Here is a 26,057-nt window from a genome sequence, read left to right on the forward strand (position 1 = left end):
TTTTCCCTATAGTGCTCGGGATTTTTACCCGGTGACAACAAATAAAATTCGCCCACGAAACTTAGTCCCAGACTGAATTGAGCGGACGTCGCAATAGCCGGTAAAACGACATTTTGCTTCGACTCTACCAAGGGAAAACTGATGAAAAAAACCTGTTTATGTCTGGCGTTGCTAGCCGCCGCACCTCAGGCTTATTGTGGTGATTGGGTGCAGTGGACAGACACCAGCGTGACCGTGTTATACGGTGATGATTACAAACTAGCGAACTCCGATGAACAAACCACAGTAACCATCGAATCAGCTGGTGCATGGAAATACGGCGATTGGTTCGTATTCCATGACTTTATCAACTTCAATGGCGGTGTGGGTGATTCCAATACCAACTATGGTGAGATCTCCCCTCGTTTCAGTGCCAGCAAAATCCTTGGCACCAAAGTTGGCGCGGGCGCGATCTCTGACGTGTCATTAGCGTTCACTATGGAACACGGTGACGGCCCCGTTGAAACCTTCTTGTACGGTGTGGGCGTGGACGTGCAGGTGCCATACTTCACCTACTTGCAGTTAAACACCTATCGCCGTGACGCCAACGACAACAACAGCAGCGGCTGGCAGTTCACCCCATGCTACCGCATTGATATTCCTGTCGGTAGCAGCAATGTGGTGATTGATGGCTTCATCGATTGGGTGTTTGCTTCTGATGAAGCCAGTTACTCAAACAACATCCATATCAACCCACAAATCAAATACGATCTGGGTTCAGTGATCTTCGGTCAATCTCAGAAAAACCGTCTGATGGTCGGTATCGAGTACGATTACTGGAAAAACAAATACGGTGTTGATGGCGTAAACCAAAGCACCTACTCAATGATTGTTAAATATCACTTCTAATCATTTTGAGTGATAACAAACTCCTCGGCTCGCCGGGGAGTTTTTGTTTCTGCCAGCAGTACCACGTGTTGCCACAGGTCGAACAAGCAAGGCGCAGCGATTGAGCCGAATGGCAACAGCAGGTAACATAAGCCCTCTTAATTATTCCCCTCGTCTTTTTTGGAGTTTATCAGTTGGCACTCATCCGTGGTTCATTGGCGTTTATCTGCTACGTCATCAACACCCTTTTTTGGGCAATCCCAATTTTGCTGGGGAGTTTAGTCAAGCTGATACCGCTCAAACCATTGCAACGGGTTTGTAGCCGTTTTCTTGATAGCTGTGCAACCGGTTGGATCAGCACTAATGGGCTGATTGAGCAGCTATTTCATCCGGTAAAACTACACATTGAAGCGATGCCAGAACTGTCCACCCAAGAGTGGTACATGGTGATTGCGAACCACCAAAGCTGGGTCGATATTCTGATGCTGCAACGCCTGCTCAATGGCCGCGTACCGTTTTTGAAGTTCTTCTTAAAACAGCAGCTAATCTATGTGCCGGTACTCGGTCTGGCGTGGTGGGCACTGGATTTCCCGTTCATGCGCCGTTACACCACTGCGCAGTTGAAGAAAAATCCTAAACTGAAAGGCAAAGATATTGAGATCACTCGTAAGGCGTGTGCCAAATTTAAGCACAATCCGGTCAGTGTGATGAACTTTGTCGAAGGCACGCGCTTTTTACCTGAAAAACATGCCAAGCAAAACTCGCCATATAAACATTTATTGCGTCCGAAAGCGGGCGGCATGGCCTTTGCGCTATCGGCGATGGGTGAGCAAATTCACCAGTTGCTGAACGTTACCATTCACTATCCCAACAAGATCCCGACCTTTTGGGAATATATCAGTGGCAAAGTCAAAGACGTTTATGTGGCGGTAGAGTTGACGGAAATTGGTGCTGAGATGCGTGGCGACTACATGAACGACCGCGAATTCAAACAGCAGTTTCAAGAGCAGCTCAACCAACTGTGGCTGCACAAAGATGAAGTGTTTGCCCAGCTGCAAGCTAAAGCATCTAAGGAGAAGGCTTAATGCTCAATTTTCTGCCGAGCCCGCTACTGTTTTTTATTAGTTCGGTATTGCTGGTGTTAAACACTGTACTGTGGAGCTTACTGGTGTGTTTGGGTGGCTTAGTGAAGCTGCTATTACCGATTAAAGCGGTTCGCATCAATGTCACGCGTGTAATGAACACCTTCATGTGGGCATGGGCCACATGGAATGGCGGCATTCTGCACTTGATTGCCAAAGTCGAATGGGATGTGCAAGGCCTAGAATCTTTGCATAAAAATGGCTGGTATCTGGTGATCAGTAATCACCTCAGCGGCTTTGATATTGCGGCGCATACTTATGTGTTCCGCAATCATATTCCGATGCTGAAGTTCTTTTTGAAAAAAGAATTGCTGTACGTGCCGCTGATGGGGCTTGGCTGCTGGGCGCTCGATATGCCGTTTATGAACCGCACCAGCCCAGAAAAGTTGAAAAAGAACCCTAAGCTGAAAGGCAAAGACTTAGCCACCACTCGCCGCTCATGCGAGAAGTTTAAAGACTTACCGACATCAATCATCAACTATGTCGAAGGTAGCCGCTTTACCGAAGATAAACGCCAGCGCCAAAAATCACCGTACAAACATCTGCTGAAACCTAAGGCTGGCGGCATCGCCTTTACCTTGTCAGCCATGGGTGAACAGTTTGATGCGCTGCTGAATGTCACCGTGGTTTACCCGGATGCGCCAGCAGATATCCTCAACGGTGTCATGCACGGCAAGGTGCATAAAATCATCGTGCGCGTTGAGGCGCTGCCAGTGCCGCAAGTGGATTCGGAGCGTTACTTCAGCGAGCCAGAATATCGAGTGGAGTTCCAACGTTGGTTGAACGGCGTGTGGGAACAAAAAGATACGCAGATTGACGCACTGCTCTCGGGGCTGCCGGAAGACGGTAAACCGAAAGACAGCAGCTACGGCTCACAACTGGCGTCATAAGCTGCCAACCAGCGACTAGCATCATCCAGTTGCAACTCGGAAAACACCGCGATCCCAGCCGCTTGTAAACAAGCGGCTGTCACCCCATCTCCAGCAATCAATCTGTTACTAAAACTACCATCGTAGATCTGCGTGACACCGCATGACGGGCTGCGCGCTTTCAAAATAGCCATCACCACACCTCGAGCCTGAGCGGTATGTAATGCCAACTGCGCCCCCAATTGAAATTCGGCAGTCACATCAGCCCCATCAATCGTGATAACGCGCGCGCCTTGCCGCTCTGCTGGCGGCCTTGGTGTTGGCAAGCCACCAGCACATTCAGGACAAAAAGGGACGATTCGTTGCTGCTGGTGTAACTGCGTCAGCAAAGGATGCTGCTGCCAATGATGACCACCATCGTAACGTACCTTTTCACCGAGCAAACATGCACTCACCAGCACGGTTGACTGCATTGTGAACTATCCTTTGTAGAGTGTGAATAAATCGCCGTCTACTTTACCTTGCAATATCGAAGTAGACCAAGACCTCGACAGATTGTCGACAAAAGTATGCAACCTCGCTAATTCACCACATTAGACAAAAGCATAAGCTAAAATATTTAATATTGATTAATATCAATTACATAGCTAATTATAACCCACAATTTTAGACTTACGTCTAGCCTGTGAGATTGTTGACAACAAGGCTAACCGTTCATATTGTGAACAACATTGTCGACAATCTTTCATTTGGTAAGCCGTATGCAACCGCAAAAAATCACTGCTGAATCTGTTACCTCAGATAAGAACCAAACCTTGGTTGAGCAAATTTTGGTGCAGATCCAAGAAAGCATCATCAAAGGCGAGCTGCGCCCAGGCAGCAAGATTAATGAACAAGCCTTAGCCGAAAAATACGGCATCAGCCGTGGCCCGACCCGTGAAGCATTACAACAGTTAGAGCGGCAACGCTTAGTGGTACGCATTCCTCACGTTGGCGCTCGTGTTGCCACGCTCACCATTGAAGAACTCAACGACCTTTATGAGCTGCGCAGCACCTTGGAAGGCATGGCCTGCGAACTGGCAGCGCAGCGGATTGATGAGCAGCAACTTAGCCAACTGTGGGCGTTGCTGGAGCAACAAGAAGCCGACCTCGCCCGCGGCGATAGCTATTTCCAGCAAGAAGGTGACGTCGACTTTCACTACCAAATCATTCAAGCCAGCGGTAACCGCCACCTGCAAGAAACCTTAATTGGTGGCTTGTATCACCTGCTGCGCATGTATCGCTATCAGTGCACTAGCAGTTCGCGGCCGGTCCGCGCCATTGCCGAACATCGACGCATTGTCGAAGCCATTGCGGCGCGGGATGCAGAACTCGCCGGTTTGTTGATGCGCCGCCACATTGAACAGGGTCGCCAAAATACTGAACAGCGACTACGACAGTTAACCGCGCAAGAAGCTAGCGCCGTTTCCTGAGCCAACTCAAGGAGCAACACCATGAAAAAGAGTGCTGGATTACGATTCCGCCAAGCGTTAGATAACAACCCGCCGTTACAGATTGTCGGTACCACTAACGCTTATTTCGCGCTGATGGCCAAGCAAGCGGGCGTGCAAGCGCTGTATCTGTCAGGCGCTGGCGTCGCCAATGCCTCTTACGGTTTGCCCGATCTCGGCATGACCTCGATGAACGATGTATTGATTGACGCTAGCCGCATCACCTCAGCGGTGGATCTGCCGCTGCTCGTCGATATTGATACCGGCTGGGGCGGCGCATTCAACATTGCGCGCACCATCAAGGAGTTTGAAAAAGCCGGGGTGGCCGCAGTGCATATGGAAGACCAAGTATCGCAAAAACGTTGTGGCCATCGCCCCAATAAAGCGGTGGTTAGCACAGATGAAATGGTTGACCGCATCAAAGCCGCTGTCGATGCCCGCCAAGACGACAACTTTGTCATTATGGCACGCACCGATGCGGTGGCGGTGGAAGGCTTAGAAGCGGGCATCGAACGTGCCGCCAAATATATCGAAGCGGGCGCCGACATGATTTTTGCCGAAGCGCTGACCGAACTCGAGCAATACCGTCATTTCAAAGAGGTGGTGAAAGCGCCGATCCTCGCCAACATGACCGAGTTTGGCAAAACTGAACTGTTCAACAAAGAGCAACTCGCCGAGGTCGGAGTAGAGATGATCCTTTACCCGCTCAGCACCTTCCGCGCCGCCAACCAAGCCGCGTTGAAAGTGATGCAAGCGCTGCTGCAAGACGGTCATCAACGGAATGTGGTCGACACCATGCAAACTCGCGAAGAGTTGTATGACTTCCTCGGTTACCACAATTACGAAGACAAATTAGATCAACTATTTAAGTAACACATAGCTGGTCAATCCGGGCGGACACGTCCAGGTAGTGGCTTGACCCAATGCCGTACTGCGGTGCACTCATCTGGGGTGAGTACATCGTGGCGATAACCGATAGCGACTTAAGGTCGCCATACGATAAAGCGTTAACGGAAAGAGGGACGCAGTCATGACTGACAAGAAACTGGGCGGCGCAGGTTTGCGCGGTCAGAGCGCCGGAGAAACCGCACTGAGCACGGTAGGAAAATCAGGCTCAGGCCTCACCTATCGCGGCTACGATGTCAAAGATCTGGCCGAGAACACCGGCTTCGAAGAGGTCGCCTATTTAATTCTCCACGGCGAGCTGCCCACTAAAACACAATTGGCTGATTACCAAAGCCAACTGAAAAAAATGCGTGGCCTGCCGCAAGCATTAAAAGAGGTACTGGAGCGAATTCCTGCCAATGCCCATCCAATGGATGTGATGCGTACCGGTTGCTCAATGCTCGGTAACCTCGAGCCAGAAAATAACTTCGGTGAGCAACTGCATGTCGCCGACCGTTTGCTAGCGGCCTTCCCGTCAATCATCTGCTACTGGTATCGCTTTAGCCACGATGGGGTACGCATCAATACCGAAACCGACGACGATGAAATTGGCGCCCATTTTCTGCATCTGCTGCACGGCAAAACACCATCACCACTGCATGCCAAAGTGATGAGCGTCTCGCTGATCCTCTACGCCGAGCACGAATTCAACGCCTCCACGTTTACTGCCCGCGTGTGCGCCTCTACCTTGTCGGATATGTTTTCCTGCATCACTGGCGCGATTGGTTCGCTGCGCGGCCCACTGCATGGCGGCGCTAACGAAGCGGCCATGGAACTGATCCAAGAGATGCGCAACGAAGCACACGCCCAAGAAGTGCTGCTCGGCAAACTGGAACGCAAAGAGAAAATCATGGGTTTTGGTCACGCCATCTATCGCGAGTCCGACCCGCGTAACGCCATCATCAAATCTTGGTCAGAAAAGCTGGCCAGTGAAACCGGTGATGACCGCCTATATCGCGTATCAGTCGCCTGTGAAGCCTTGATGTGGCAAGAGAAAAAGTTGTTCTGCAACGCCGACTTCTTCCACGCCAGCGCCTATCACTACATGGGCATTCCGACCAAGTTGTTTACGCCGATTTTTGTCTGCTCACGCTTAACCGGCTGGGCTGCACATGTAATGGAGCAACGGGCTAACAACCGCATTATTCGCCCAAGCGCGGATTATGTCGGCGTCGAATTGCGGCCCGTTACGCCGCTGAGCCAACGTAAGTAAGTTATTGGGACGACGTGCCAACCACGCCAACGAGTCATCCGACAGCGGCACCAACCGCTGTCATCAGTTGAGTGCAAGGATTATGAACACACGCTATCGCGAAGCTCTAGCAGGTACAGGGCTTGATTATTTTGACGCGGCTGCCGCGGTTAATGCCATTAAATCCGGCAGTTGGGACGGCCTGCCGTACACCTCACGGGTGCATGCCGAGAACTTAGTGCGCAAAGCCGACCCAGCGCAGTTGGATAGCTATTTAAGCCAGTTGATTGAGCGCAAACGCGACTTAGATTTTCCGTGGTTTCCTGCCCGCGTGGTGTGCCACGACATTCTGGGGCAAACCGCGTTGGTCGACTTAGCAGGGTTGCGCGATGCCATTGCCGAGCAAGGTGGCGATCCCGCCAAAGTGAATCCGGTCGTGCCAACGCAACTGATTGTCGATCACTCGTTAGCGGTGGAGCACGCTGGTTTTGAGAGCGATGCGTTTGACAAGAACCGCGCCATTGAAGATCGCCGCAACGAGGACCGTTTTCACTTTATCAACTGGTGTAAAACCGCTTTTAATAATGTGGATGTGATCCCGCCCGGCAACGGCATCATGCATCAAATCAACCTTGAGCGTATGTCACCGGTGGTGCACGCGCAAAACGGCGTGGCCTTTGCCGATACCTTGGTAGGCACCGACAGCCACACGCCACATGTGGATGCGCTTGGCGTTATCGCCGTCGGCGTCGGCGGCTTAGAAGCAGAGAGCGTGATGCTCGGCCGCGCCTCTTGGATGCGGCTGCCGGATATTGTTGGCGTCGAGCTAACTGGCAAACCCGCTGCGGGCATTACCGCTACCGACATCGTGTTAGCGTTAACTGAATTTTTGCGTGAACAACGGGTAGTGTCGGCCTATCTAGAATTTTTTGGCAGCGGCGCCGCGCACCTAACGCTGGGCGATCGCGCCACCATTTCCAACATGACGCCAGAGTACGGCGCCACCGCCGCGTTGTTCTACATCGACCAGCAAACCTTAGATTATCTGCGTCTGACGGGGCGCGACGAGCAGCAAGTACAGTTGGTGGAAACCTACGCCAAAGCCGCAGGCTTGTGGAGCGATACCCTGACGCAGGCTGAGTATGAGCGCTCGCTGACGTTTGATCTCTCCAACGTGGTGCGTAATATCGCGGGGCCATCCAATCCGCACAAGCGCGTTGCCACCAGCACGCTGACAGATAAAGGCATCGCCAGTGATTATCGCCAGCAAGGCGACTTAATGCCTGACGGCGCGGTGATTATCGCCGCCATCACCAGCTGTACTAACACTAGCAATCCGCGCAACGTGATTGCGGCGGGCTTGCTGGCGCGTAATGCAGTCGCTAAAGGCTTAAGCCGCAAGCCGTGGGTGAAAACCTCGCTGGCGCCCGGCTCCAAAACCGTCAAACTCTACTTGGAAGAAGCAGGGTTGCTGCCAAGCTTAGAAACCCTCGGCTTTGGTGTGGTCGCCTTTGCCTGCACTACCTGTAACGGCATGAGCGGCGCGCTCGATCCACAAATCCAACAGCAGATTATTGAGCGCGATCTGTACGCCACCGCGGTACTGTCTGGCAACCGTAACTTTGATGGCCGCATTCATCCCTATGCCAAACAAGCGTTTCTGGCGTCACCGCCGTTAGTGGTCGCCTACGCCATTGCCGGTTCGATTCGTTTCGATATCGAAAAAGATGCGTTGGGTTATGACGCCGATGGTCAAGCGGTGTATCTGAAAGACATCTGGCCGGACGATGCCGAGATTGATGCGGTGATCAAAACCGCCGTCAAACCGGAGCAGTTCCGCCAAGTGTACGAGCCGATGTTTGACCTCAAAGTCGACTACGGCGACAAAATTAGCCCGTTGTATGATTGGCGGCCGATGAGCACCTATATTCGCCGCCCCCCCTACTGGGAAGGCGCATTGGCGGCCGAGCGCACGCTGCGCTGCATGCGGCCATTGGCGGTGCTGGGCGATAACATCACCACCGACCATCTGTCCCCCTCCAACGCCATTATGGCGAGCAGCGCCGCGGGTGAATACTTGGCGAAAATGGGCTTACCAGAAGCGGACTTTAACTCTTACGCCACCCACCGTGGCGACCATCTGACCGCACAGCGCGCCACGCTGGCTAACCCGAAACTGTTTAACGAAATGGTGCGTGATAGCACCGGCGAGGTCATTCAAGGCTCGCTGATGCGACTGGAGCCGGAAGGCAAACAGCTGCGGATGTGGGAAGGCATTGAGACCTACATGCTACGGCGCCAACCGCTATGCATCATCGCCGGCAAAGATTATGGCCAAGGCTCTAGCCGCGATTGGGCCGCCAAAGGCGTACGTTTAGCCGGGGTAGAAGTGATTGTCGCCGAAGGCTTTGAACGCATTCACCGCACCAACTTGGTCGGCATGGGCGTATTGCCGCTGCAATTTATGCTCGGCACTGACCGCCACACGCTGGCGATTGATGGCCGCGAAACCTTTGATGTTTTGGGCGAACCGACCCCCGGCGCCACGTTGACATTGCTGATCCATCGTCCTAACGGCAGCAGTATTGACGTGCCGGTACGCTGCCGCCTCGACACCGCCGAGGAAGTGACTATCTATCAAGCCGGTGGCGTGCTGCAACGTTTTGCGCAAGAGTTTCTGGAGGAGCAAAGCGCATGATCAAGCAGTTAAAAATTGCCGCAACTTACATGCGCGGCGGCACCAGTAAAGGGGTGTTCTTCGCCTTGGATGACCTGCCCGCGGCGGCGCAGCAACCGGGGCCCGCCCGCGATGCTTTATTACTGCGGGTGATTGGCAGCCCCGACCCATACGGCAAACACACCGACGGCATGGGCGGCGCCACGTCTAGCACCAGCAAGGCGGTGATTTTAAGCCGTAGCACGCAACCTGAGCACGATGTCGATTATCTGTTTGGCCAAGTGGCGATTGATAAGCCGTTTGTCGATTGGAGCGGCAACTGTGGCAACCTCACTGCCGCCGTTGGTGCCGTTGCCATCAGCCAAGGCTTGGTCGATGCCAGCCGTATTCCGCGTGATGGCCTCTGCACTGTGCGCATCTGGCAAGCCAATATTCACAAGACCATTTTGGCACAAGTGCCGATGGCGGCTGGCGAAGTGGTCGAATGCGGCGACTTTGAGCTGGACGGTGTGACGTTCCCCGCTGCCGAAGTGCAAATCACTTTTGTTGATCCCGCCGATGACAGCGATGGCGGCAGCATGTTTCCCACCGGCCAATTGGTGGATGAGCTGGAGGTGCCGACTTCGTTAGTGCCCAGCGGCAAGCTTAAGGCCACGCTGATTAACGCCGGCATTCCCACTATTTTCGTCAATGCCGCCGATATCGGCTATCAAGGCACCGAATTACAACCCGACATCAACGGCGATGAAGCAGCGTTAGCCCGTTTTGAGCAACTGAGAGCCTACGGTGCCTTGAAGATGGGGCTGATTAACCAGCTCGATGACATCTCGGCGCGGCAACATACGCCTAAGATCGCTTTTGTCGCGCCCGCTGCCAGCTATCAAGCGTCCAGTGGCAAAACCATTGCCGCTGATGACATCGATTTGTGTGTGCGCGCCTTGTCGATGGGCAAACTGCATCACGCCATGATGGGCACCGCTGCGGTGGCAATTGCGGCAGCGGCAGCTATCCCCGGCACCTTAGTGAATCTCGCGGCGGGCGGCGGTGAGCGCGAACTGCTGCGTTTTGGTCATCCATCGGGCACGCTCAAAGTCGGTGCCAGCGCGCAATGTCGCGACGGCCAATGGCAAGTGCGTCAGGTGGTGATGAGCCGCAGCGCCCGCGTGTTGATGGAGGGTTGGGTGCGCATTCCCGAAGACAGTTTCTAAATTTCATCAACGAGTTCAAGCCAAAAAGGCCTTGCTTCCTCCCCTTCCGGCAAGGCCTTTTTTATTTATGTAGTGATAAAGCCGTATCAACTACATTTGTTATAAGGTATGTTACAAACTTTACAAACCTAGATGACAGAGTTGACGTTGTTTCGAGTGTTCTGCCAATGGATGTTGATTGTCGGCGCAGCGATATGCTGTTGGCCGAGTGCAGCCGCTACCTCACAGAAATATCGCTTTCAACATATCAACAGCCTAGATGGGCTGCATCAAAACAGCGTCTACAGCTTATTCGAAAGCAACAGCGGCATGCTGTGGGTAGGCACCCAAGATGGATTACATCGTTATAACGGTACTGACTTTACCCTGTTCCTACCGCAAGCAGATAACCCCCACAGCATCAGTGATGCCTTTGTCACTGATATGCTGCAACAAGACAATACCTTATGGCTGGCTACCGTCAGCGGTGGCGTGAACGCGTTGGACTTAACCACCGGTGAGTTTCAGCAGCTAACCATTAAAAATCGAACCGCTAAGCTGCACGTGTACCGATTAGCCATGTTTAACGGCCAACTCTGGGCGGCCACCGACGATGGTCTTTACCGCCAATCGGCGCCACTGCAATTGACCAGAGTTGAGTTAGGCATGCTCAACAACCCGGTGGTAACGTACATCCTCAGCGTGGATGCAAATACGTTACTCGTCAGCACCGAACGCCACGGTGCGTTTCTCTATCGTGATGGTCACTTTAGCCCGTTTACGCTGCCCGATGGGGCCGAGCAGATTAGTCACGCACGCATCGCCGCAGATCACTCAGTGTGGCTAGCGCTCGGCAATCAACTTTGGCGCTATGCCAACATCGAGCAACCGCCGCAACGCATTTTTCAGCTAACCGACCATCGCCAATCGATACGCGCCTTTGTGTTCGATAATCAGCATGGCGTGTGGCTCGGCGGTATCGGGACGGGCCTGATCCACCTGATGCCGCGACAAGGCCAGTGGCTACTAGAAAAGATCCAGCACCAACCCGATGAGCAAGATAGCCTCAGCGATAACGACATCACCAGCTTGTTATTAGATCGGCAGGGAAACTTATGGGTAGGCAGTTATTACTCTGGCCTTAACCGTATCAATATTGAACGGCAATACTTTACCCACCTCTACAACAAAACCGATACTCAGTTGCTCAGGCGTAACAACAATATTCGCGCTATCAGCCGTGCGGCAGATGGGCAAATGTACATTGGCACCAACGATGCGGGCCTGTTTCGCCTAGACGATGTTGGCAATTTTACCCCGCTCAATACGCTGTTTACCCCGCTGATTGGTGCCGAAGCCACCGACAATCTGCGAGTATTGGATATTGCTAACGCCAGCGACGACAGCCTGTGGTTAGCCACCAGCACCGGCTTATTCCAGCTCACCTTACCTGCTACGCTGCGCCGAGTTGCCCTACCGCCGACCATCAGCCAAATTCGCGCACTGAGCGTAGATAGTGCGGCGCAGCAGCTGTGGTTTACCTCAGGAACTGCACTCTACCGCTACGATATCACCAGCCAGCAACTCACACATGTCAGCTTGCAATACGCCACGGATCGGCCAAATAACGCCATTCTCAATCTGCGGAAAACGGCCAGTGGTTTATGGGTGATGACCATGAATGGCCTATACCAATTAGCCGCCAACGGCGAGTTGCTGCACTACTTTTCACCACAGCAACTGCCACATCCGATAGTACGAGATGTATTAGAGATGGCTAACGGCAACATCTGGATTGCCACCCATGGTGGAGTGGTCCTGCTGCAAGACGGCAAGATCACCAACTATAGCGCCGTCCATAAACTGCCCAACAACACGGTTTATGCGTTGGCTGACGATAGCCAAGGCAACTTATGGTTTACCAGTAATACCGGCGTCAGCCGTCTGGATGTCACTACCGGACAATTCCTCAGTTTTAATGAGAATGAAGGGCTACAGTCACCGGAGTTTAACGGTGGCGTGCGTTGGCAAGATCGCGATGGCACCATCTGGTTTGGCGGCATCAACGGCCTCAACTACTTTCAGCCAGACAAGATCCCAGCAGCACGGCAAGATGTTGAGATTGCGTTGGCGAGTTATCGTATCGGTGAACAGCAATACCCGTTCTACAGCTTTAATAACCTCACCGACATTGTCCAGCCATACAGTAATGAGTTGCTGAGTTTCAAAGTCACCCCTATCGACTTTAGCTACCCCAATCACCACCAATATAGCTTTCTCCTCAAAGGGCTAGAAAGCAACTGGCACCCGTTTGAAGCGATGAATGAGATCAGCTATACCGCCGTTCCCGCTGGTCATTATCAACTACTGGTACGGCATAAACTCAATGGCAGTGCCGAGTTTAATCAGCAACAGCTGGCAAACATCACCATTATCGCGCCGTGGTACCGCACGCCATTAGCCTACGCCTTGTATTGCTTGTTTAGCGTCATGATGGTTGGCCTGATTGCACGCTACTACGTGAAGAAATGGCATAAAGAAAAGCAGATACAGCAGCAGATCAATGATTCTCACGAGCGCTTTAAGCTGGCGCTATGGGGCTCAGGTGATCGCTTGTGGGATTGGAAGATTACCAGCGGCATCTTGACGATTACCCATCTCAGCCAAGATAAAGAACTCACGCAACAGCTCAATCGACACCAGTATTTGGCACTGATCCATCCCGAAGACCGCGAGTTAGTGCAGCAAGCGATGACGGCGTATTTGGTGGGAAAAACGCCCTATTTTGAAGCGGAGTACCGCAGTTTCTCGATTGATGGCGTGTGGCGTTGGGGCTTGGATCGCGGCAAGATCACCGAAGTAGATGCCGACAATAGACCAGTACGTTTGGCAGGCACATTTACCGATATTACCGACCGTAAACAGCAAGAAGATGAACTGCTGCTGTCACATCAAGTGTTAGAAAGTATGAATGAATCGGTGGTGATTTGTGATTTGGACTATCGCATCATCGCGGTTAATCGCGCTTTTACCGACACCATGGGCTATCAAGAAGCACGCATTCTCGGCAAATACTGCTTAGCACTCACGCGTGGTTTGTATGCGATAAATGTGTACCGCGATATCGAACGTATTTTGTTGATGGAGCACCACTGGGCCGGTGAAGTTCAGCTACGCCAAGCCGATGGCAAGGTGATACTGGTGTGGTTAGAAGTCAATCAAGTGATTGACCATAAAGCGGAAGCTAGCCATCTGGTGATGGTATTCAACGACATCACTGATCGTAAAAAAGTAGAGGAAGACCTGCGGCTGCTGGCCAACTATGATCCACTCACAGGGCTGCCCAACCGTACCTTATTTAAAGAGCGCCTCAAGCACGCTCTAGAGCAGGCACAACGCCAAGAAACCAAAGTGGCGCTATTGTTCCTTGACCTTGACCGCTTCAAAACCATTAACGACTCCAAAGGCCACCATGTGGGCGATGAATTGCTTAAAGCGGTGGGACAACGCTTAGCTGGCGTTGTGCGCGCAGGTGATACCGTGGCGCGTATCGGTGGCGATGAATTCACTATCATTCTCGAAGGCATTGTCAAAGCCAAAGCCGCCACAGTGATTGCCGAGAAGATTATTCATGTGCTCGATCAGCCATTTGAGCTATCGCAAAACACGCTAGATATCACCACCTCTATCGGTATCAGCCTGTCTCCCGATGACACCTTAGATGCGCAAGAACTGCTGAAATATGCCGATACTGCCATGTATCACGCCAAATCGATGGGACGTAATAACTTCCAGTTCTACAGCAGCCACATGAATGTTTCCGCCGTGCGCCATCTACAGCTGGAAACTGGACTGAAACAAGCGATCAGTAAAAATGAGTTAAGGGTGGTGTATCAACCTAAATACTGCGTTAAAACGGGCAATATTATCGGCAGCGAAGCGCTAATGCGTTGGCACAGCGAGGAACTCGGCCCAGTATCGCCCGCTGAGTTTATTCCGCTGGCCGAAGAAACCGGCCTGATCACTAGCTTAGGCTCGTGGTTACTCGATCATGTCGCACAGCAGTTACACCTATGGCGCCAACAAGGCGTTACCCTGCTGCCTGTCGCGGTCAATATCTCCGCCAAACAGCTACAACACGAGCTGCTGGAAGAGATAGAACAGATTTTGCAACTGTACCAACTGCCGGCGCAATTGCTAGAACTTGAACTGACCGAATCCGCCGTGATGAAACATCCGAAGCAATCGATTGCTATCTTGAATCGCCTTGAAGCGTTGGGGCTGAGCTTGGCGGTTGATGACTTTGGTACCGGCTACTCCAGCTTGGCTTACCTAAAACGTTTCCCCATCAATACGCTGAAAATCGACCGTGAATTTGTGCGCGATATTTCCGAAGATCCAGATGATGCCGCCATTACCAGCGCCATTATCGCCCTCGCCCACAGCTTAGAACTGCAAGTGGTTGCCGAAGGGGTAGAAACCGACGAGCAGTTACAGTACCTCGCTAGCCAAGGCTGTGACCAGATCCAGGGCTTCCTGCTCAGTAAGCCGCTACCCGCCGCTGACTACCTCGCACTGTTACTGCAACAGCAAGCCGCTACTCCGCATTAATCCAAAACAAAAGACCCCAGCGGTTAAGCTGAGGTCTTAGCGCGTCGCAACCGCTTAACGCGGCTTATTTCTCAAGGTGTGGCACTTTTTGCAACCAGCCCGCTGGCGCTTGGTGATGGCCTTTTTGAATGGCGGTGTAAGTGTCGTAAATGCGTTTTACATTATCACCCACTTGACCATCAGCCACGGTCACCACTCGGCCATCTTCAAAGATGTACGAACCTACCGGAGACACCACTGCCGCAGTACCGAAACCACCGGCTTCGACAATTTCACCCGCTTCAATACCAGCGATGAAATCATCCAACTTAATGGTTTCTTGGCGGACATCGCAGCCCAAGGTTGGCGCCAGCTCGATGATCGATTGCGAGGTGATTGAACGCAGAATCGTGTCGGTAAACTCTGGAATAATCACCGTGCCATCTTTCAGGATATGGAAGTGGTTCATTGCGCCCGCTTCTTCCAGATAGGTATTGGTTGAGTCCAGATATAGCACTTGCGCCGCACCGGCTTCAGCAGCAGCGCGGCCAGCACGCAATGATGCAGCATAGTTACCCGACGCTTTCGACGCACCAGTACCGCCAGGCACTGCGCGGTGATATTTTTTGCTGATCAGCAAACGGATCGCGCTCAGATCTTTACCGTAGTAAGCACCACTTGGGCTCACCACCACGCAGAAGGTGTAGCGTGTTGACGGGCTAACAGACAGGCGATCTTCGGTAGCAAAAATGAATGGACGAATGTACAAACACGCGCCATCTTGCATCGGGAACCATAAACGATCCACATCCAGCAGCGCTTGAATCGCTTGCTGTTGGTCCACTTCTGGAATATTCGGAATACAAAGGATGTCGGCAGAACGATTTAAACGCTCGGCATTTTTGTTAATGCGGAACGCGTAAATCTCGCCATCGTCATGCATAAAGGCTTTAGCGCCTTCGAAAATGGACTGACCGTAGTGCAACGCCATTGCACCAGGTGCCAATTCAAATGGGCCATACGGCACGATGCGTGGATCACGCCATTCGCCGTCATAATAATCCATCAAAAACATATGATCAGTGCGTAGCCGACCAAACCCAACATTACCTTCTGGGCGGAACTGCTCTTGACGGCGTTCTGCGGCAGGTTTTAAAGAATACTTGATTTCCATTGTGTACAACCCTAATTATCGTCTAAGCAGACTAGGAATCGTACGATTGAAAGTCAATAGCCATTGGGCCGCTTTGTCAAAAGGATGAAAATTTTTTTGGCAACAAATGTCAACAACCACAGTTTTCTCTTGCACTTAGTGGTATCAGCGGGTTAAGTACGGTGATAAATGCAGCAGTCAAAATTTGCCCGCTATCAGCATGGTCAACAGGCTGCTAAAATCCCATCCCTATACTAACCCAGGAGGACTCCCCCATGAGCCTTGAATTACTGTCCCAACTGGAACAAAAAATTCAATCAGCGCTGGAGCATATCGAGCTGCTGAAAATGGAACTTGAAGAAGAGAAAACAAAAAATCAGCAGCTCACAGAGAAAAACGAGCAGTTGCAGCAAGACCTTACGACATGGAGCGAAAAAGTGTCAGGTCTGGTAGGATTACTGAATCACGAAATTAGTTAGTGTCATTCAGAGATAACTGCTTGGTTTGCGAATCAAGCAGTTGATTTAACTCAATTACCGCTTGCTTCACCTTTGGCAGTCCGGCATGTTGTGGTAACAAAAACCGCCCTCGCTCAAATTCCAGTCGTCCTAAATCCTTCACCCAGATAACGCCTTGCATAAAAATCCGCGCATGCTTAGCAATGAGTTTAGGGGCATAAACCGGAAAAACACGCATTGAACCCTCCTAGTTTTCGGCTGAATCCAAACGTTTGACCACAGATCACTACGGTTAGTTTCATCCGCCAGTTGCGATTTTAGCGGTGGAATAGTAACGCCCTGAAACATTTGCCAGTTTTTATATTGCCAATTTTTTGACGCAGTGCTAAGTTATTGACGTTACTCAGGGTAAAAAACTGAGCCTTTGGCTCTAAATCCGTGCCGCCGTAAGGTAGTACGGTTTTTTTTTGCATAAAAAAAGCGATGCTCAGCATCGCTTCCTTCACTGACAACCTTACCCTAAGGCAAGGTGCTCAGATACGTCACCAATTCCATCATATCTTCAAATGACTTCAATGATTCGTTTTTAATCAGATACTTATCATTAATGATAATCGCAGGTACGCCCTCGATACCTGAGTTTTGTGTGGCACGACTCATAGAGTCGACCATGCTGTTCACCATAAATGAACCAGCGGCAGCCTCAAATTTCTTGGCATCGACACCGTTCGCCACATAAAAGGCTTTAACCTCTTCCAGTGATTTAAAGCTATGGCGCTTTTCATGGATTTCACTGAACAGCAGCGGTTCGATTTGTGCGGTGACACCCAACACTTCTGAGATAGCAAACGCGCGACTCATCACTTTGCCCATCTCTTTACCGATAAAATCGACGTGATTCTGTTTGAACTCCATACCCGCTGGCAGGTTGGCTTCCAACTGGGGAATATATTTTTTGGAGAACACATAGCAGTGTGGACAGTAGTAGGAGAAAAACTCTGTGGCATTAGGTTTGGCACTGGCTGGCGCACTGCTAATCACCTTGTAATTCACACCTTCTCTAAATTCTGCAGCACTTGCTGCCAGCGGAAGCAACAACAAGGCTGCCAACATCCAAATCTTTCTCATGACCGTTCCTTTCTTCTTAATAACTAAACCTGCAAACTCTTGCTGGGCAATAACATAGCGTGTCTTTTGAGTTGAATACAACACTTCAGTTCCGTTAGCGTGCGCTAATAAGGGATTAAACTCAGCGGCGGCTGCGACAATCGCTGCAACTGCTCAGTAAAACTCTGGTATTGCTGTTGCCAATATTGTGGCTCGGCAAACCATGGGAAATGCTGCGGAAATGCCGGATCATCCCAACGACGGCACAACCATGCGTTATAGTGCAGCATGCGCAAGCCACGTAGCGGCTCGATTAGTTTCAGTTCAGCGGGATGAAAATCGCAAAACTCTTGGTAGCCTTCCACCAACTCGGCCAATTGCGCCTGCTGTTGATCGCGCTCACCAGACAACATCATCCACAAATCTTGCACCGCTGGGCCGTTACAAGCATCGTCGAGGTCAACAAAGCCTGGGCCATCTGGCGTCCACAAAATATTGCCGATGTGTAAGTCGCCATGTAAGCGCATTACTGAGGGCGTTGATTTGTGCCACTGCTGCTCAATCGCCTCTGCTAACGCCGTGGCACTGCTGAGCACTTGCTCGCGCCACTGTGCCGGGAGCAAATCAGACTGTTGCAGCACCGCCAATGACTCGCTGCCAAAGGTGGTTGGCGTTAGGCTACGACGTTGGCTGAAACGACTGCCTTTGGCGTACTGGTGCATACGGCCAATAAACTGGCCGACTTCAAACAATTGGTCGAGATTATCCACCTCAAATTGACGGCCGCCTATCGATGGAAACAGGGTGAACAGATAACCTTGGTATTCATGCAGCGTGGCGCCGTCGATCACCACCGGTGCAGCGATAGGAAACTCTTCGGCAAGCAGTTCAGCGGCAAACTGGTGTTCTTCCAAGATCTGCGCCTTGCTCCAACGCTCTGGCCGATAAAACTTCACCACATAGCGGTTACCGCGGTCACAGCGAAACTGGTACACACGGTTTTCATAACTATTTAGCGCGGTTAAGCCAGTTTCTGGATAGATACCGACAGATTCAATCGCCGTTAAAATCAGATCAGGTGTCAAACCCGCAAAATGAAACGCGGAGTTGCTCATAGTTGTGCCTCCAATAACGACTGCAGATAGGCTAGCACTTCCACATCGGCAGCGTCATCGCTATTTAACCAGCAACAACGCGCATACAACTCAAAGTTGAGCCACAGACGGCTACCTTCAAACTCCACCAGCCATTGATGACGATCGGCCCCCCACTGTTGTTCCAGCACCCGCAGATCCATCGCTTGGCATAATTTTGCCGCCAGCGCTGCAAAGGCATCAAAGTCGATGTCGGCGCTCATCGACAAACTGACATTGTCGCGATCCAGCCGCAGATCAGACACGGCGGCCAACGCAGAATTACTCATGATTTTTTGTCCTTTAACTGCTGCACGACATAATTAACCCTTCACCCCATTGTGGGGGACGCGCCGCATAATGAGCCAGCTCAGGCTGTTCGTCAAAGGGCTTTTGCAGCAGTTGTTGCAGGGTTTGAAGACCGCTGAGATCGCCAGCAAGCGCTTGTTCGGTGGCTTGCTGCGCTTGGTAGTTACGCAGAATATATTTCGGGCTCGCCAAACGCCGTGCTTGCTGCCAACTGCCGATATCGTCTACCCGCCCGACCCGGTCACAATAGTGTTGCCACCAGCCATCAAACGCGTGCGTATCAACAAATTCGTCCCGCAGTGCAGTGGCGTTTTCCGTCGCGGCGATGGCGCCAAACTGCCGCAAGGTGTTGGTGTAATCCAGCCGTTGTTGTTCGAGCAATTGGGTAAAGCCGCCAATCAGTTGCAGGTCAAAATCCATCGCATGTGAATCATCCAACTGTGGCGCAAAGCCCAATCGGCCAGCCATTAGCTCGACATATTCCGCCACCAGTGCGGGTTGATAGGCGCGTAAGCCATCGACCAGATCATCACTGCTTAGCAGCGGCGTCAGCGCTTGCGCCAAACAACGTAGATTCCACAGCCCCACGCCGGGTTGCTGACCATAAGCGTAGCGGCCATCGGGATCGGAATGGTTGCAGATAAAGTTTTCTTGGAAGGTATCCAAGAAGGCGAACGGGCCAAAATCAAAACTGTCGCCGAGGATCGACATGTTATCGGTGTTCATCACCCCGTGGGCGAAGCCAAAGGCTTGCCACTTGGCAATCAAGCGGGCGGTGAGTTGCACCACCTTAGTAAACCATGCTTTATAACCGGCGCGGTCACAGCTAAATTGTGGGAAATGTTGGGTGATAACAAAATCAGCGAGCCGTTTCACTCGGTCGGTTTGCTGTTCGCCGTCAAAAGCGTAAAAGCTATGTTCAAAGTGACCAAAGCGGATATGGCTGCGTGCCAAACGCACCGTCGTCGCGCCCTTTTCCAGCGTTTCACGCCACACTGGCAGTTCAGAACCAATCACCGCCAACGCGCGAGTGGTGGGAATATTCAGCGCCGCCAGCGCTTCAGACACTAAAAACTCACGCACTGCCGAACGTGTTACCGCGCGACCATCGCCACGGCGAGAGAATGGTGTAGGTCCAGCGCCTTTAAGCGCCACATCCCAACTGCCATGAGGGCCAACCGCCTCACCGAGAATGATCGAGCGACCATCGCCAAGCTGTGGTGAATAACCGCCAAACTGGTGGCCGCTATAAACTTGGGCATAGTATTGCGCTTCCGCGTGACGCTGATTACCGGAGAACACTTGCAGCAGCTCATCATTGGGCTGTTGTAGGCCAATCAGCGCGGCGGCGTCATCGCTCCACAGCAGCCAATGCGGTGCAGGCAGCGGCGTGGGTAACACCTGCTGGTAAAAGCCGTCGAGTTGCTCAAAAAAATCTTGCTTTAACTTCATGGTTGCTTGGGCGTAAAAGTGTGCCATTGGTCACACTTTACCACATCATGCTCATCAAGCTGACACTGAAAGCCGCATTGATAAACCGAGGGAGTTTCTGTGAGAAACTCCAATCCTTCAGCTTTCTTTTTACACTGCGCTAAATCTTGGTAATAACCTTTGATGGCGTGGTAATGCTCGCCTTCCGGCACCGTTGTTTGACCAGAGTAATAAAACAAGGTCCAAGCGGGGGGCTTGCTGCAACCGCCGACCATCAACATCAGCAGCGCCGCCGCTATAATTATCGCAATACGCATGACTGCTTCTCCTATGTGATTGCAATAAAAAGGGTGGTCTGCTGACCACCCTCGTTCAATTCAAAGCCGGTTAATCATTGGCTTTAGCTCGCGCTTTTTCAATGCGCAGCATACGGCCTTCAAAGCCGCTAACGGTGCCATCTTGCAAGCCGTAATCAATAGCTTGTTGGCACAAGGCAATGGCGCTGACAAAGTCGCCGCTGTCGTTACACAAGGTCGACAACTGCATAAAGCCAACACCTTTGAGTTCCGCTTTTGGCGTGCGCTTGAGTTGCACCTCACGGCTGGCGGCAAAGACACTCGGATACTCGGCAGCCAGTTGGGTGCCCAGTGCCAAATATGGCGCGTTTTTACGTTGTTTGTAACACTCGCCAATCACCGCCAACAGCGCGTCGTGTTGCGTTACGGGGGTGCTGGCGGTTTGCCATTTCTCTACCGCTTTTTTCAGCGAGGCGTTGCCCCAGCTAACATCGGCGCTGGCTAAAGGCGATACTTGATGAACTTCGGCTTCGGCTTCGGCTTCGGCTTCGGCTTCGGCTTCGGCTTCGGCTTCGGCTTCGGCAGCATGCAACTCAGCTTGGCTGACGGGAGCAACCGGCTCAAGGGCTGAATCCAACGACACCGGCTCAGCTTCAGCGGCCATCACTTCCACCACGGTTTCCGCTTTCACTGGCTCTGGCTCTGGCTCTGGCTCTGGCTCTGGCTCTGGCTCTGGCTCTGGCTCTGGCTCTGGCTCTGGCTCTGGCAGGACATCTTGTTCACTAAACTGCGCATCGGCAACGGCGGGCTCTGCGGCGGTTTCGGTATGCGTTTCAGGTGCGGCTTGATGATGGTGGTGATGTTTTTCCTGCTCGGCCAACTTTTTGGTGCGAACATATAAGAAAATCCCCACACACACCAACAGCAGCAGGAGAATATAAGGCATCATGAAGTGGTTCCTTCAATTAAGTCGTTGCTGTAGTAGTATTTATAGCTCTTTTTAGAGCAATAAATTTTCCAATTCAAGGCGTTAATGTAACAAATCCATTAGAGCACACATTTTGCTATAGCGGGCTACGCGCGCTTTTGCAACGGGTACAAGCTGTTACACTGAGTGCGCAATTTTTTACTAATGGAGCAATAGCCATGCAAAAAGTTCTGATTGTGGCGCACGCCAGTCCCTATGGCTCAGAAAAAATGTTCAATGCATTGCGCATCGCGGTAGCACTCAAGGAACTCGCTGACGAACCGGTGGAGCTAAAACTGTTTCTGATGTCTGATGCGGTATTTAGTGCGGTGAAAGGCCAAAGCACGCCTGATCTCACCTATAACTTACAACAGATGTTAGAGATTCTACTGGCTCAGCAGGTGGCTGTAAAATTATGTAAAACCTGCGCGGATGCTCGTGGAGTCAACGCCAGCATGTTAGTAGAAGGCGCCGAGATTGGCACCTTGGGCGATCTCACCCAATGGACCTTAGCCGCTGATAAGGTGATGCACATCTAACCCGCTTAAACATCTATTTTGTGCGCATGTTCTAAGTTCCCGTGCAGCACGGTTGTTGCCTGAACTCGCCTGTCGCTACACTTTGGCTAAATCCAAAGCGGAGACAGGCGATGACTGCAGTGCTGACCGGTGAACTTGCCACTGAATTAGCCACCATAGCGGCGATGGCCGAGCTATATTGCCGCGTTCATCATCATCCCAACGGCAGCGCATTATGCCAAGAATGCCAAGCGCTGCTGAAATATGCCGAAACTCGCTTAGATCGCTGTCCTTATGGGCATAACAAACCCGCTTGCCGCCATTGCCCCATCCATTGTTACAAGCCCGACCCCAAAGCCGCGATACAACACATTATGCGTTACAGTGGCCCGCGCATGTTACTGCGCCATCCGTTACTGGCGCTGCGGCATCTGCGGCGCGAACGGCGCCCATTTCCGGCACAACCGCCGCGTAATCAGTCTCAGCGTTACCTGCGCTCGCAAACCGATGATCCCGCCAAATAGCGGCCAGCTTCAGTAACCCTATGCGCTCCATCAACCAATCAGTGAATAAGGCGCTACCGCTGCTGCTGGCGGTTTAGTCATTATTGCTGTGATTAACGCCACTGCAGCAAATATTCTTGCCTGCCGCTGCATAAAGCTGAGGTGCAAAAGTCACGACTAGCGTATCCTTATGTGAGTTACAAAAGACGAAACTGTCGGGCAGATCTCAATGACGTAAACGCAATATCTGTTAAACAAATCAATTAAATAAACTGAATCGACCCTGACAGTAAAAGCAAAATGAACGCTCAACGATGCTTTTTCTGTATCAGTGACTAGGAATTTGATGCGGCATAGGTAATCTTAGGCCGTCAGCACTAAAGATGAAAATACAGAATGGAGGTGCTTATGACATTTTTTAAGAAATTCACCGTAATGATGGTAACGATGTTGACCGGCGCATTACTCGCCACCAGCGCAGCGGCGGATGATAGCTACGGTGCAGCATTGGCTGAATTCCAAAAAGCATCTGAAACTCAAAAGTTTTTTGACTCCGCCTACGGCTACGCCGTCTTCCCTACCGTAGGTAAAGGCGGTATCGGTATTGGCGCAGCTTATGGCAAAGGCCGCGTCTATCGTGGCGGCGTTTACACCGGTAACTCCACTCTGACCCAACTGTCGATTGGCTTTCAACTGGGTGGTCAAGCCTATAGCGAAATCATCTTCTTTAAAGACGCCAAATCATACAACGATTTCACCAGCGGCAGCTTTGAGTTTGGCGCCCAAGCATCAGCGGTTGCCATTAATGTGGGCGCCAATGCCCAAGCAGGCACCACAGGTAACTCTGTCGGCGCCGGCCAGCACGGTGGCAATCAATCTGCGACCGCAGCCTATATCAACGGCATGGCGGTGTTTACCGCAGCTAAAGGTGGCTTGATGTTTGAAGCGGCACTCGCGGGACAATCGTTTACTTACGAACAACGTTAACCGCTAACGTCTAATTAAGGGAGGCATCGCCTCCCTTTTTTGTGGCCGCAATGCAAGGTCAGCGTTCATATTGTCAATCTGTCACAAGTATTGGCAGCAGCTTAACGATACGCCAACGGATGCAATTGCCACATCAGCGACGAATCTTACCCCGCATATTGGCTTGCCATCTCGCCAACCAATAACAGAGCGCGACGTACTCCACTTGAATACGGTGATGGGGAAGATGGGTGAATAACCACACGGCACAGCAGCTTCACCTCAATCTCGTTCCGCCAACTCACGCAGCGCCCATAAAAGTAAAGCTCCCAATGGGAGCTTTGACTTATGACTCATCTCTTACCGCTACGGCTTACGGCTAATCTCTTACCTCTTACCGCTTACGGCTTACCGCTTACCGCTTACGGCTAATCTCTTACCAACCCATCACAGTTTTACTGCGCTCACCAAAGCAGCGCTTCAACCACAATGCCAACCACACACTGCCCCATAACTGTACGGTGAAGAGCACTAATGAATAGGCAATTGACGTGACCGCCGACCCCGGCGCTAATTTAAAGTGCAGCAAATGCGATACCACACCAATCGCAATCGTCAGCAGTGGATGCAGGAAGAAGATAGCAAAACTCATATCAGCCAAGCGGGTCAGCCATGGCATCTCTTTGCCTTGTGCTAACCATTCACAGCCCTGCAATGCCAACACACACAGCGCCATTTTCTGAATAAACTGCCAATCAATACCGGTATATTGCCAAAAATCTTTGTGGTAATTACCTAAGTGCCCTTCCACATACGTTTGCATCACTAAGGTAACTGCCAACACTAGCCAAGAAATCCACCGCAGCGGCATTTTGATGCTCGCCAAGCGGCTGTCGTCTTGCGAGTAGCAAATACCCAGCATGTAAAATGGCGTGAAATACAGTACCGACTGCAACACGTTCACGTTACCAATCGGCCGCTGCACCACAATAGCCACCAGCGACAATGCCAATAACATCAGCCACCGCGCTTTAGCGGAGCATTTGATGTAAGACATAAACACAGGTGAGATTAAAAACACCAATAAAATGAATGGAATATACCAATGCGGATACAACACATAACCATTGCGCAGCGTATACCACATATCGAGCGGGATCTGCGATAGGGTATGATTATCTAGCTCGATCCACTGCGGGATCAGCGCAAATAAACCGACAAATGAGACAATCAAAAACGGCCACAGCACGTTGTTGACTTTGTTCTGCATAAAGCTGCGGAATTCGAAGCGTTTGTAGAATACTCGGTGGAAAAAATAGCCCGAGATAAACACAAATAACGCGGTACCACCACGCAGCAGATTTTCCAGTAACAGCGGAAAGCCTTCGCCTGAATTATAAATACTATGCCCCGCCACAATCAGCATGATGGCGACGCCCCGCATGTAAACAAACTCTAACTGTTTCTGACGCATGTTGCCCTCGATGATGTTGGAGAAAGGAAAACAAACAAATAGGAGAATAATCGTGCTGCTGAAAGGCTGATGGAATGCTGTACAGGCTTGATAATAACGTTTTTTTTCGACGAGGCAATATATACGCAAATAATAATTATTCGCTAATAATTTCATTATGTTAAACCGTTTTTGTTGCTAGAATTACCGCGCCAAATCACAACATTTAACTAACAAAAAAAACGACAATTTCTGCAGCCTATACAGAAAGGACAGTCTCATGAAAGCTCGTGCAATAGATAAAACCGATGCAGCGCGATTATCGGATTATTTTCTACGCAATCAGCCGCACTTTAAACCGTGGGACCCATTACGCCCAACCGGCTTTCACAGCCCGGCCAACTGGCAACAGCGGCTGAATCATATGTTTGCCGAGCCGCGCAACGAATATTGGTTTGCGTTGGAACACGAGCAGCGCATTATTGGGCATTGTGCGCTAAGTAACGTGGTGCTTGGGCCGTTTCAGGCCTGCTATATGGGCTATGGCATTGATGCTGATTACCAAGGTCAGGGGCTGATGCCGCAGCTGTGCCATGCCGCATTGGCATTTGCTTTTAATCGCCTTAAGCTGCATCGTGTTATGGCAAACTACATTCCGCATAACGCTCGCTCAGCGAAACTGCTACAGCGGCTGGGCTTTGAACATGAAGGGCTTGCCAAGGAATACCTGTGTATTAATGGCGAGTGGCAAGACCATGTATTGACCTCATTGCGAGCATCAAACTACTTGCCGAAACACTAAAC

Annotated in this window: 25 protein-coding genes; 14 read left to right on the top strand and 11 right to left on the bottom strand. The window is 51.4% G+C overall.

The window, feature by feature from the left end; translation table 11 throughout:
• Nucleotides 1-141: 141 nt before the first annotated feature.
• From L9G74_RS14310 to yihG (L9G74_RS14320), 3 genes are all read left to right on the top strand, one after another.
• Entirely contained in the window at nt 142-888 is a 747-nt protein-coding gene (locus L9G74_RS14310) for an outer membrane protein OmpK (RefSeq protein ID WP_238897099.1), read from the top strand.
• Between the two features lie 173 nt (nt 889-1,061).
• On the top strand, nt 1,062-1,952 hold the full coding sequence (gene yihG, locus L9G74_RS14315) for a 1-acylglycerol-3-phosphate O-acyltransferase, YihG family (RefSeq protein WP_238897100.1): 891 nt from the start codon (nt 1,062-1,064) through the stop codon (nt 1,950-1,952).
• On the top strand, nt 1,952-2,899 hold the full coding sequence (yihG, locus tag L9G74_RS14320; RefSeq protein WP_238897101.1) for a 1-acylglycerol-3-phosphate O-acyltransferase, YihG family: 948 nt from the start codon (nt 1,952-1,954) through the stop codon (nt 2,897-2,899). The genes yihG (L9G74_RS14315) and yihG (L9G74_RS14320) overlap by 1 nt, the downstream gene beginning before the upstream one ends.
• On the opposite strand, the gene L9G74_RS14325 is transcribed toward yihG (L9G74_RS14320), so the two are convergent.
• Complete coding sequence (locus L9G74_RS14325) at nt 2,875-3,351, bottom strand: 2-thiouracil desulfurase family protein (RefSeq protein ID WP_238897102.1); 477 nt, start codon at nt 3,349-3,351, stop codon at nt 2,875-2,877. The two genes, yihG (L9G74_RS14320) and L9G74_RS14325, sit on opposite strands and share 25 nt — an antisense overlap.
• Before the next feature lie 288 nt (nt 3,352-3,639).
• Here L9G74_RS14325 and L9G74_RS14330 point away from each other — a divergent pair, with 288 nt between their 5' ends.
• From L9G74_RS14330 to L9G74_RS14355, 6 genes are all read left to right on the top strand, one after another.
• A complete protein-coding gene (locus L9G74_RS14330; RefSeq protein WP_238897103.1) occupies nt 3,640-4,350 on the top strand; it encodes a GntR family transcriptional regulator in 711 nt (236 codons plus the stop codon).
• A 21-nt stretch (nt 4,351-4,371) separates the two neighbouring features.
• Entirely contained in the window at nt 4,372-5,241 is an 870-nt protein-coding gene (gene prpB, locus L9G74_RS14335; RefSeq protein ID WP_238897104.1) for a methylisocitrate lyase, read from the top strand.
• A gap of 157 nt (nt 5,242-5,398) precedes the next feature.
• Nucleotides 5,399-6,526, top strand: a complete 1,128-nt coding sequence (gene prpC, locus L9G74_RS14340) for a bifunctional 2-methylcitrate synthase/citrate synthase (protein WP_238897105.1) — start codon at nt 5,399-5,401, stop codon at nt 6,524-6,526.
• A gap of 82 nt (nt 6,527-6,608) precedes the next feature.
• Nucleotides 6,609-9,203, top strand: a complete 2,595-nt coding sequence (gene acnD, locus L9G74_RS14345; RefSeq protein WP_238897106.1) for a Fe/S-dependent 2-methylisocitrate dehydratase AcnD — start codon at nt 6,609-6,611, stop codon at nt 9,201-9,203.
• Nucleotides 9,200-10,390 (top strand): 2-methylaconitate cis-trans isomerase PrpF, encoded by a 1,191-nt coding sequence (gene prpF, locus L9G74_RS14350; protein ID WP_238897107.1) that lies wholly within the window; start codon nt 9,200-9,202, stop codon nt 10,388-10,390. Before acnD ends, prpF begins: the two co-directional genes overlap by 4 nt.
• Nucleotides 10,391-10,522: 132 nt before the next feature.
• On the top strand, nt 10,523-14,980 hold the full coding sequence (locus L9G74_RS14355; RefSeq protein ID WP_238897108.1) for an EAL domain-containing protein: 4,458 nt from the start codon (nt 10,523-10,525) through the stop codon (nt 14,978-14,980).
• A 64-nt stretch (nt 14,981-15,044) separates the two neighbouring features.
• Here L9G74_RS14355 and L9G74_RS14360 read toward each other — a convergent pair whose 3' ends face one another.
• Nucleotides 15,045-16,133, bottom strand: coding sequence for a branched-chain amino acid aminotransferase (locus L9G74_RS14360; RefSeq protein WP_238897109.1), 1,089 nt, complete (start codon nt 16,131-16,133; stop codon nt 15,045-15,047).
• 254 nt (nt 16,134-16,387) lie between these two features.
• Between L9G74_RS14360 and L9G74_RS14365 the strand changes: the two genes are divergently transcribed.
• Nucleotides 16,388-16,591, top strand: coding sequence for a cell division protein ZapB (locus L9G74_RS14365; RefSeq protein WP_238897110.1), 204 nt, complete (start codon nt 16,388-16,390; stop codon nt 16,589-16,591).
• Here the strand turns inward: L9G74_RS14365 and L9G74_RS14370 are convergent.
• From L9G74_RS14370 to L9G74_RS14405, 8 genes are all read right to left on the bottom strand, one after another.
• Nucleotides 16,584-16,808: a DUF1107 domain-containing protein gene (locus tag L9G74_RS14370; RefSeq protein ID WP_238897111.1), complete on the bottom strand. Its 225-nt coding sequence runs from the start codon at nt 16,806-16,808 to the stop codon at nt 16,584-16,586. The genes L9G74_RS14365 and L9G74_RS14370 overlap by 8 nt on opposite strands.
• Before the next feature lie 79 nt (nt 16,809-16,887).
• Nucleotides 16,888-17,076, bottom strand: coding sequence for a hypothetical protein (locus tag L9G74_RS14375; RefSeq protein ID WP_238897112.1), 189 nt, complete (start codon nt 17,074-17,076; stop codon nt 16,888-16,890).
• A 13-nt stretch (nt 17,077-17,089) separates the two neighbouring features.
• Nucleotides 17,090-17,698 (bottom strand): thiol:disulfide interchange protein DsbA/DsbL, encoded by a 609-nt coding sequence (locus L9G74_RS14380; RefSeq protein WP_238897113.1) that lies wholly within the window; start codon nt 17,696-17,698, stop codon nt 17,090-17,092.
• Nucleotides 17,699-17,802: 104 nt separating this feature from the next.
• Nucleotides 17,803-18,792, bottom strand: a complete 990-nt coding sequence (locus L9G74_RS14385) for a serine/threonine protein kinase (RefSeq protein ID WP_238897114.1) — start codon at nt 18,790-18,792, stop codon at nt 17,803-17,805.
• Complete coding sequence (locus L9G74_RS14390; protein WP_238897115.1) at nt 18,789-19,100, bottom strand: DUF3630 family protein; 312 nt, start codon at nt 19,098-19,100, stop codon at nt 18,789-18,791. The genes L9G74_RS14385 and L9G74_RS14390 overlap by 4 nt, the downstream gene beginning before the upstream one ends.
• Before the next feature lie 13 nt (nt 19,101-19,113).
• On the bottom strand, nt 19,114-20,571 hold the full coding sequence (locus L9G74_RS14395) for a protein adenylyltransferase SelO (RefSeq protein WP_238897171.1): 1,458 nt from the start codon (nt 20,569-20,571) through the stop codon (nt 19,114-19,116).
• Nucleotides 20,568-20,867: a hypothetical protein gene (locus tag L9G74_RS14400; RefSeq protein ID WP_238897116.1), complete on the bottom strand. Its 300-nt coding sequence runs from the start codon at nt 20,865-20,867 to the stop codon at nt 20,568-20,570. Before L9G74_RS14400 ends, L9G74_RS14395 begins: the two co-directional genes overlap by 4 nt.
• A 70-nt stretch (nt 20,868-20,937) precedes the next feature.
• On the bottom strand, nt 20,938-21,795 hold the full coding sequence (locus L9G74_RS14405) for a hypothetical protein (protein WP_238897117.1): 858 nt from the start codon (nt 21,793-21,795) through the stop codon (nt 20,938-20,940).
• A gap of 197 nt (nt 21,796-21,992) precedes the next feature.
• Here L9G74_RS14405 and L9G74_RS14410 point away from each other — a divergent pair, with 197 nt between their 5' ends.
• The 3 genes from L9G74_RS14410 to L9G74_RS14420 all read left to right on the top strand — a co-directional run bounded on the left by L9G74_RS14410 (nt 21,993) and on the right by L9G74_RS14420 (nt 23,821).
• Nucleotides 21,993-22,352: a DsrE/DsrF/TusD sulfur relay family protein gene (locus tag L9G74_RS14410; RefSeq protein ID WP_238897118.1), complete on the top strand. Its 360-nt coding sequence runs from the start codon at nt 21,993-21,995 to the stop codon at nt 22,350-22,352.
• Nucleotides 22,353-22,462: 110 nt separating this feature from the next.
• On the top strand, nt 22,463-22,855 hold the full coding sequence (locus L9G74_RS14415; RefSeq protein WP_238897119.1) for a nitrous oxide-stimulated promoter family protein: 393 nt from the start codon (nt 22,463-22,465) through the stop codon (nt 22,853-22,855).
• A gap of 414 nt (nt 22,856-23,269) precedes the next feature.
• Entirely contained in the window at nt 23,270-23,821 is a 552-nt protein-coding gene (locus tag L9G74_RS14420) for a YSC84-related protein (protein WP_438944576.1), read from the top strand.
• A gap of 415 nt (nt 23,822-24,236) precedes the next feature.
• Here the strand turns inward: L9G74_RS14420 and L9G74_RS14425 are convergent, their stop codons facing one another.
• Nucleotides 24,237-25,274 carry an acyltransferase family protein gene (locus L9G74_RS14425; RefSeq protein WP_238897120.1) on the bottom strand — a complete coding sequence of 346 codons (1,038 nt, stop codon included), beginning with the start codon at nt 25,272-25,274 and terminating at the stop codon, nt 24,237-24,239.
• Nucleotides 25,275-25,533: 259 nt separating this feature from the next.
• Between L9G74_RS14425 and L9G74_RS14430 the strand changes: the two genes are divergently transcribed.
• The gene (locus tag L9G74_RS14430) at nt 25,534-26,055 is read left to right on the top strand and encodes a GNAT family N-acetyltransferase (RefSeq protein WP_238897121.1); all 522 of its coding nucleotides are present in this window, start codon (nt 25,534-25,536) and stop codon (nt 26,053-26,055) included.
• Nucleotides 26,056-26,057 lie beyond the last annotated feature (2 nt).

This window comes from Shewanella electrica (assembly GCF_022321485.1).
GTDB lineage: Bacteria > Pseudomonadota > Gammaproteobacteria > Enterobacterales > Shewanellaceae > Shewanella > Shewanella electrica.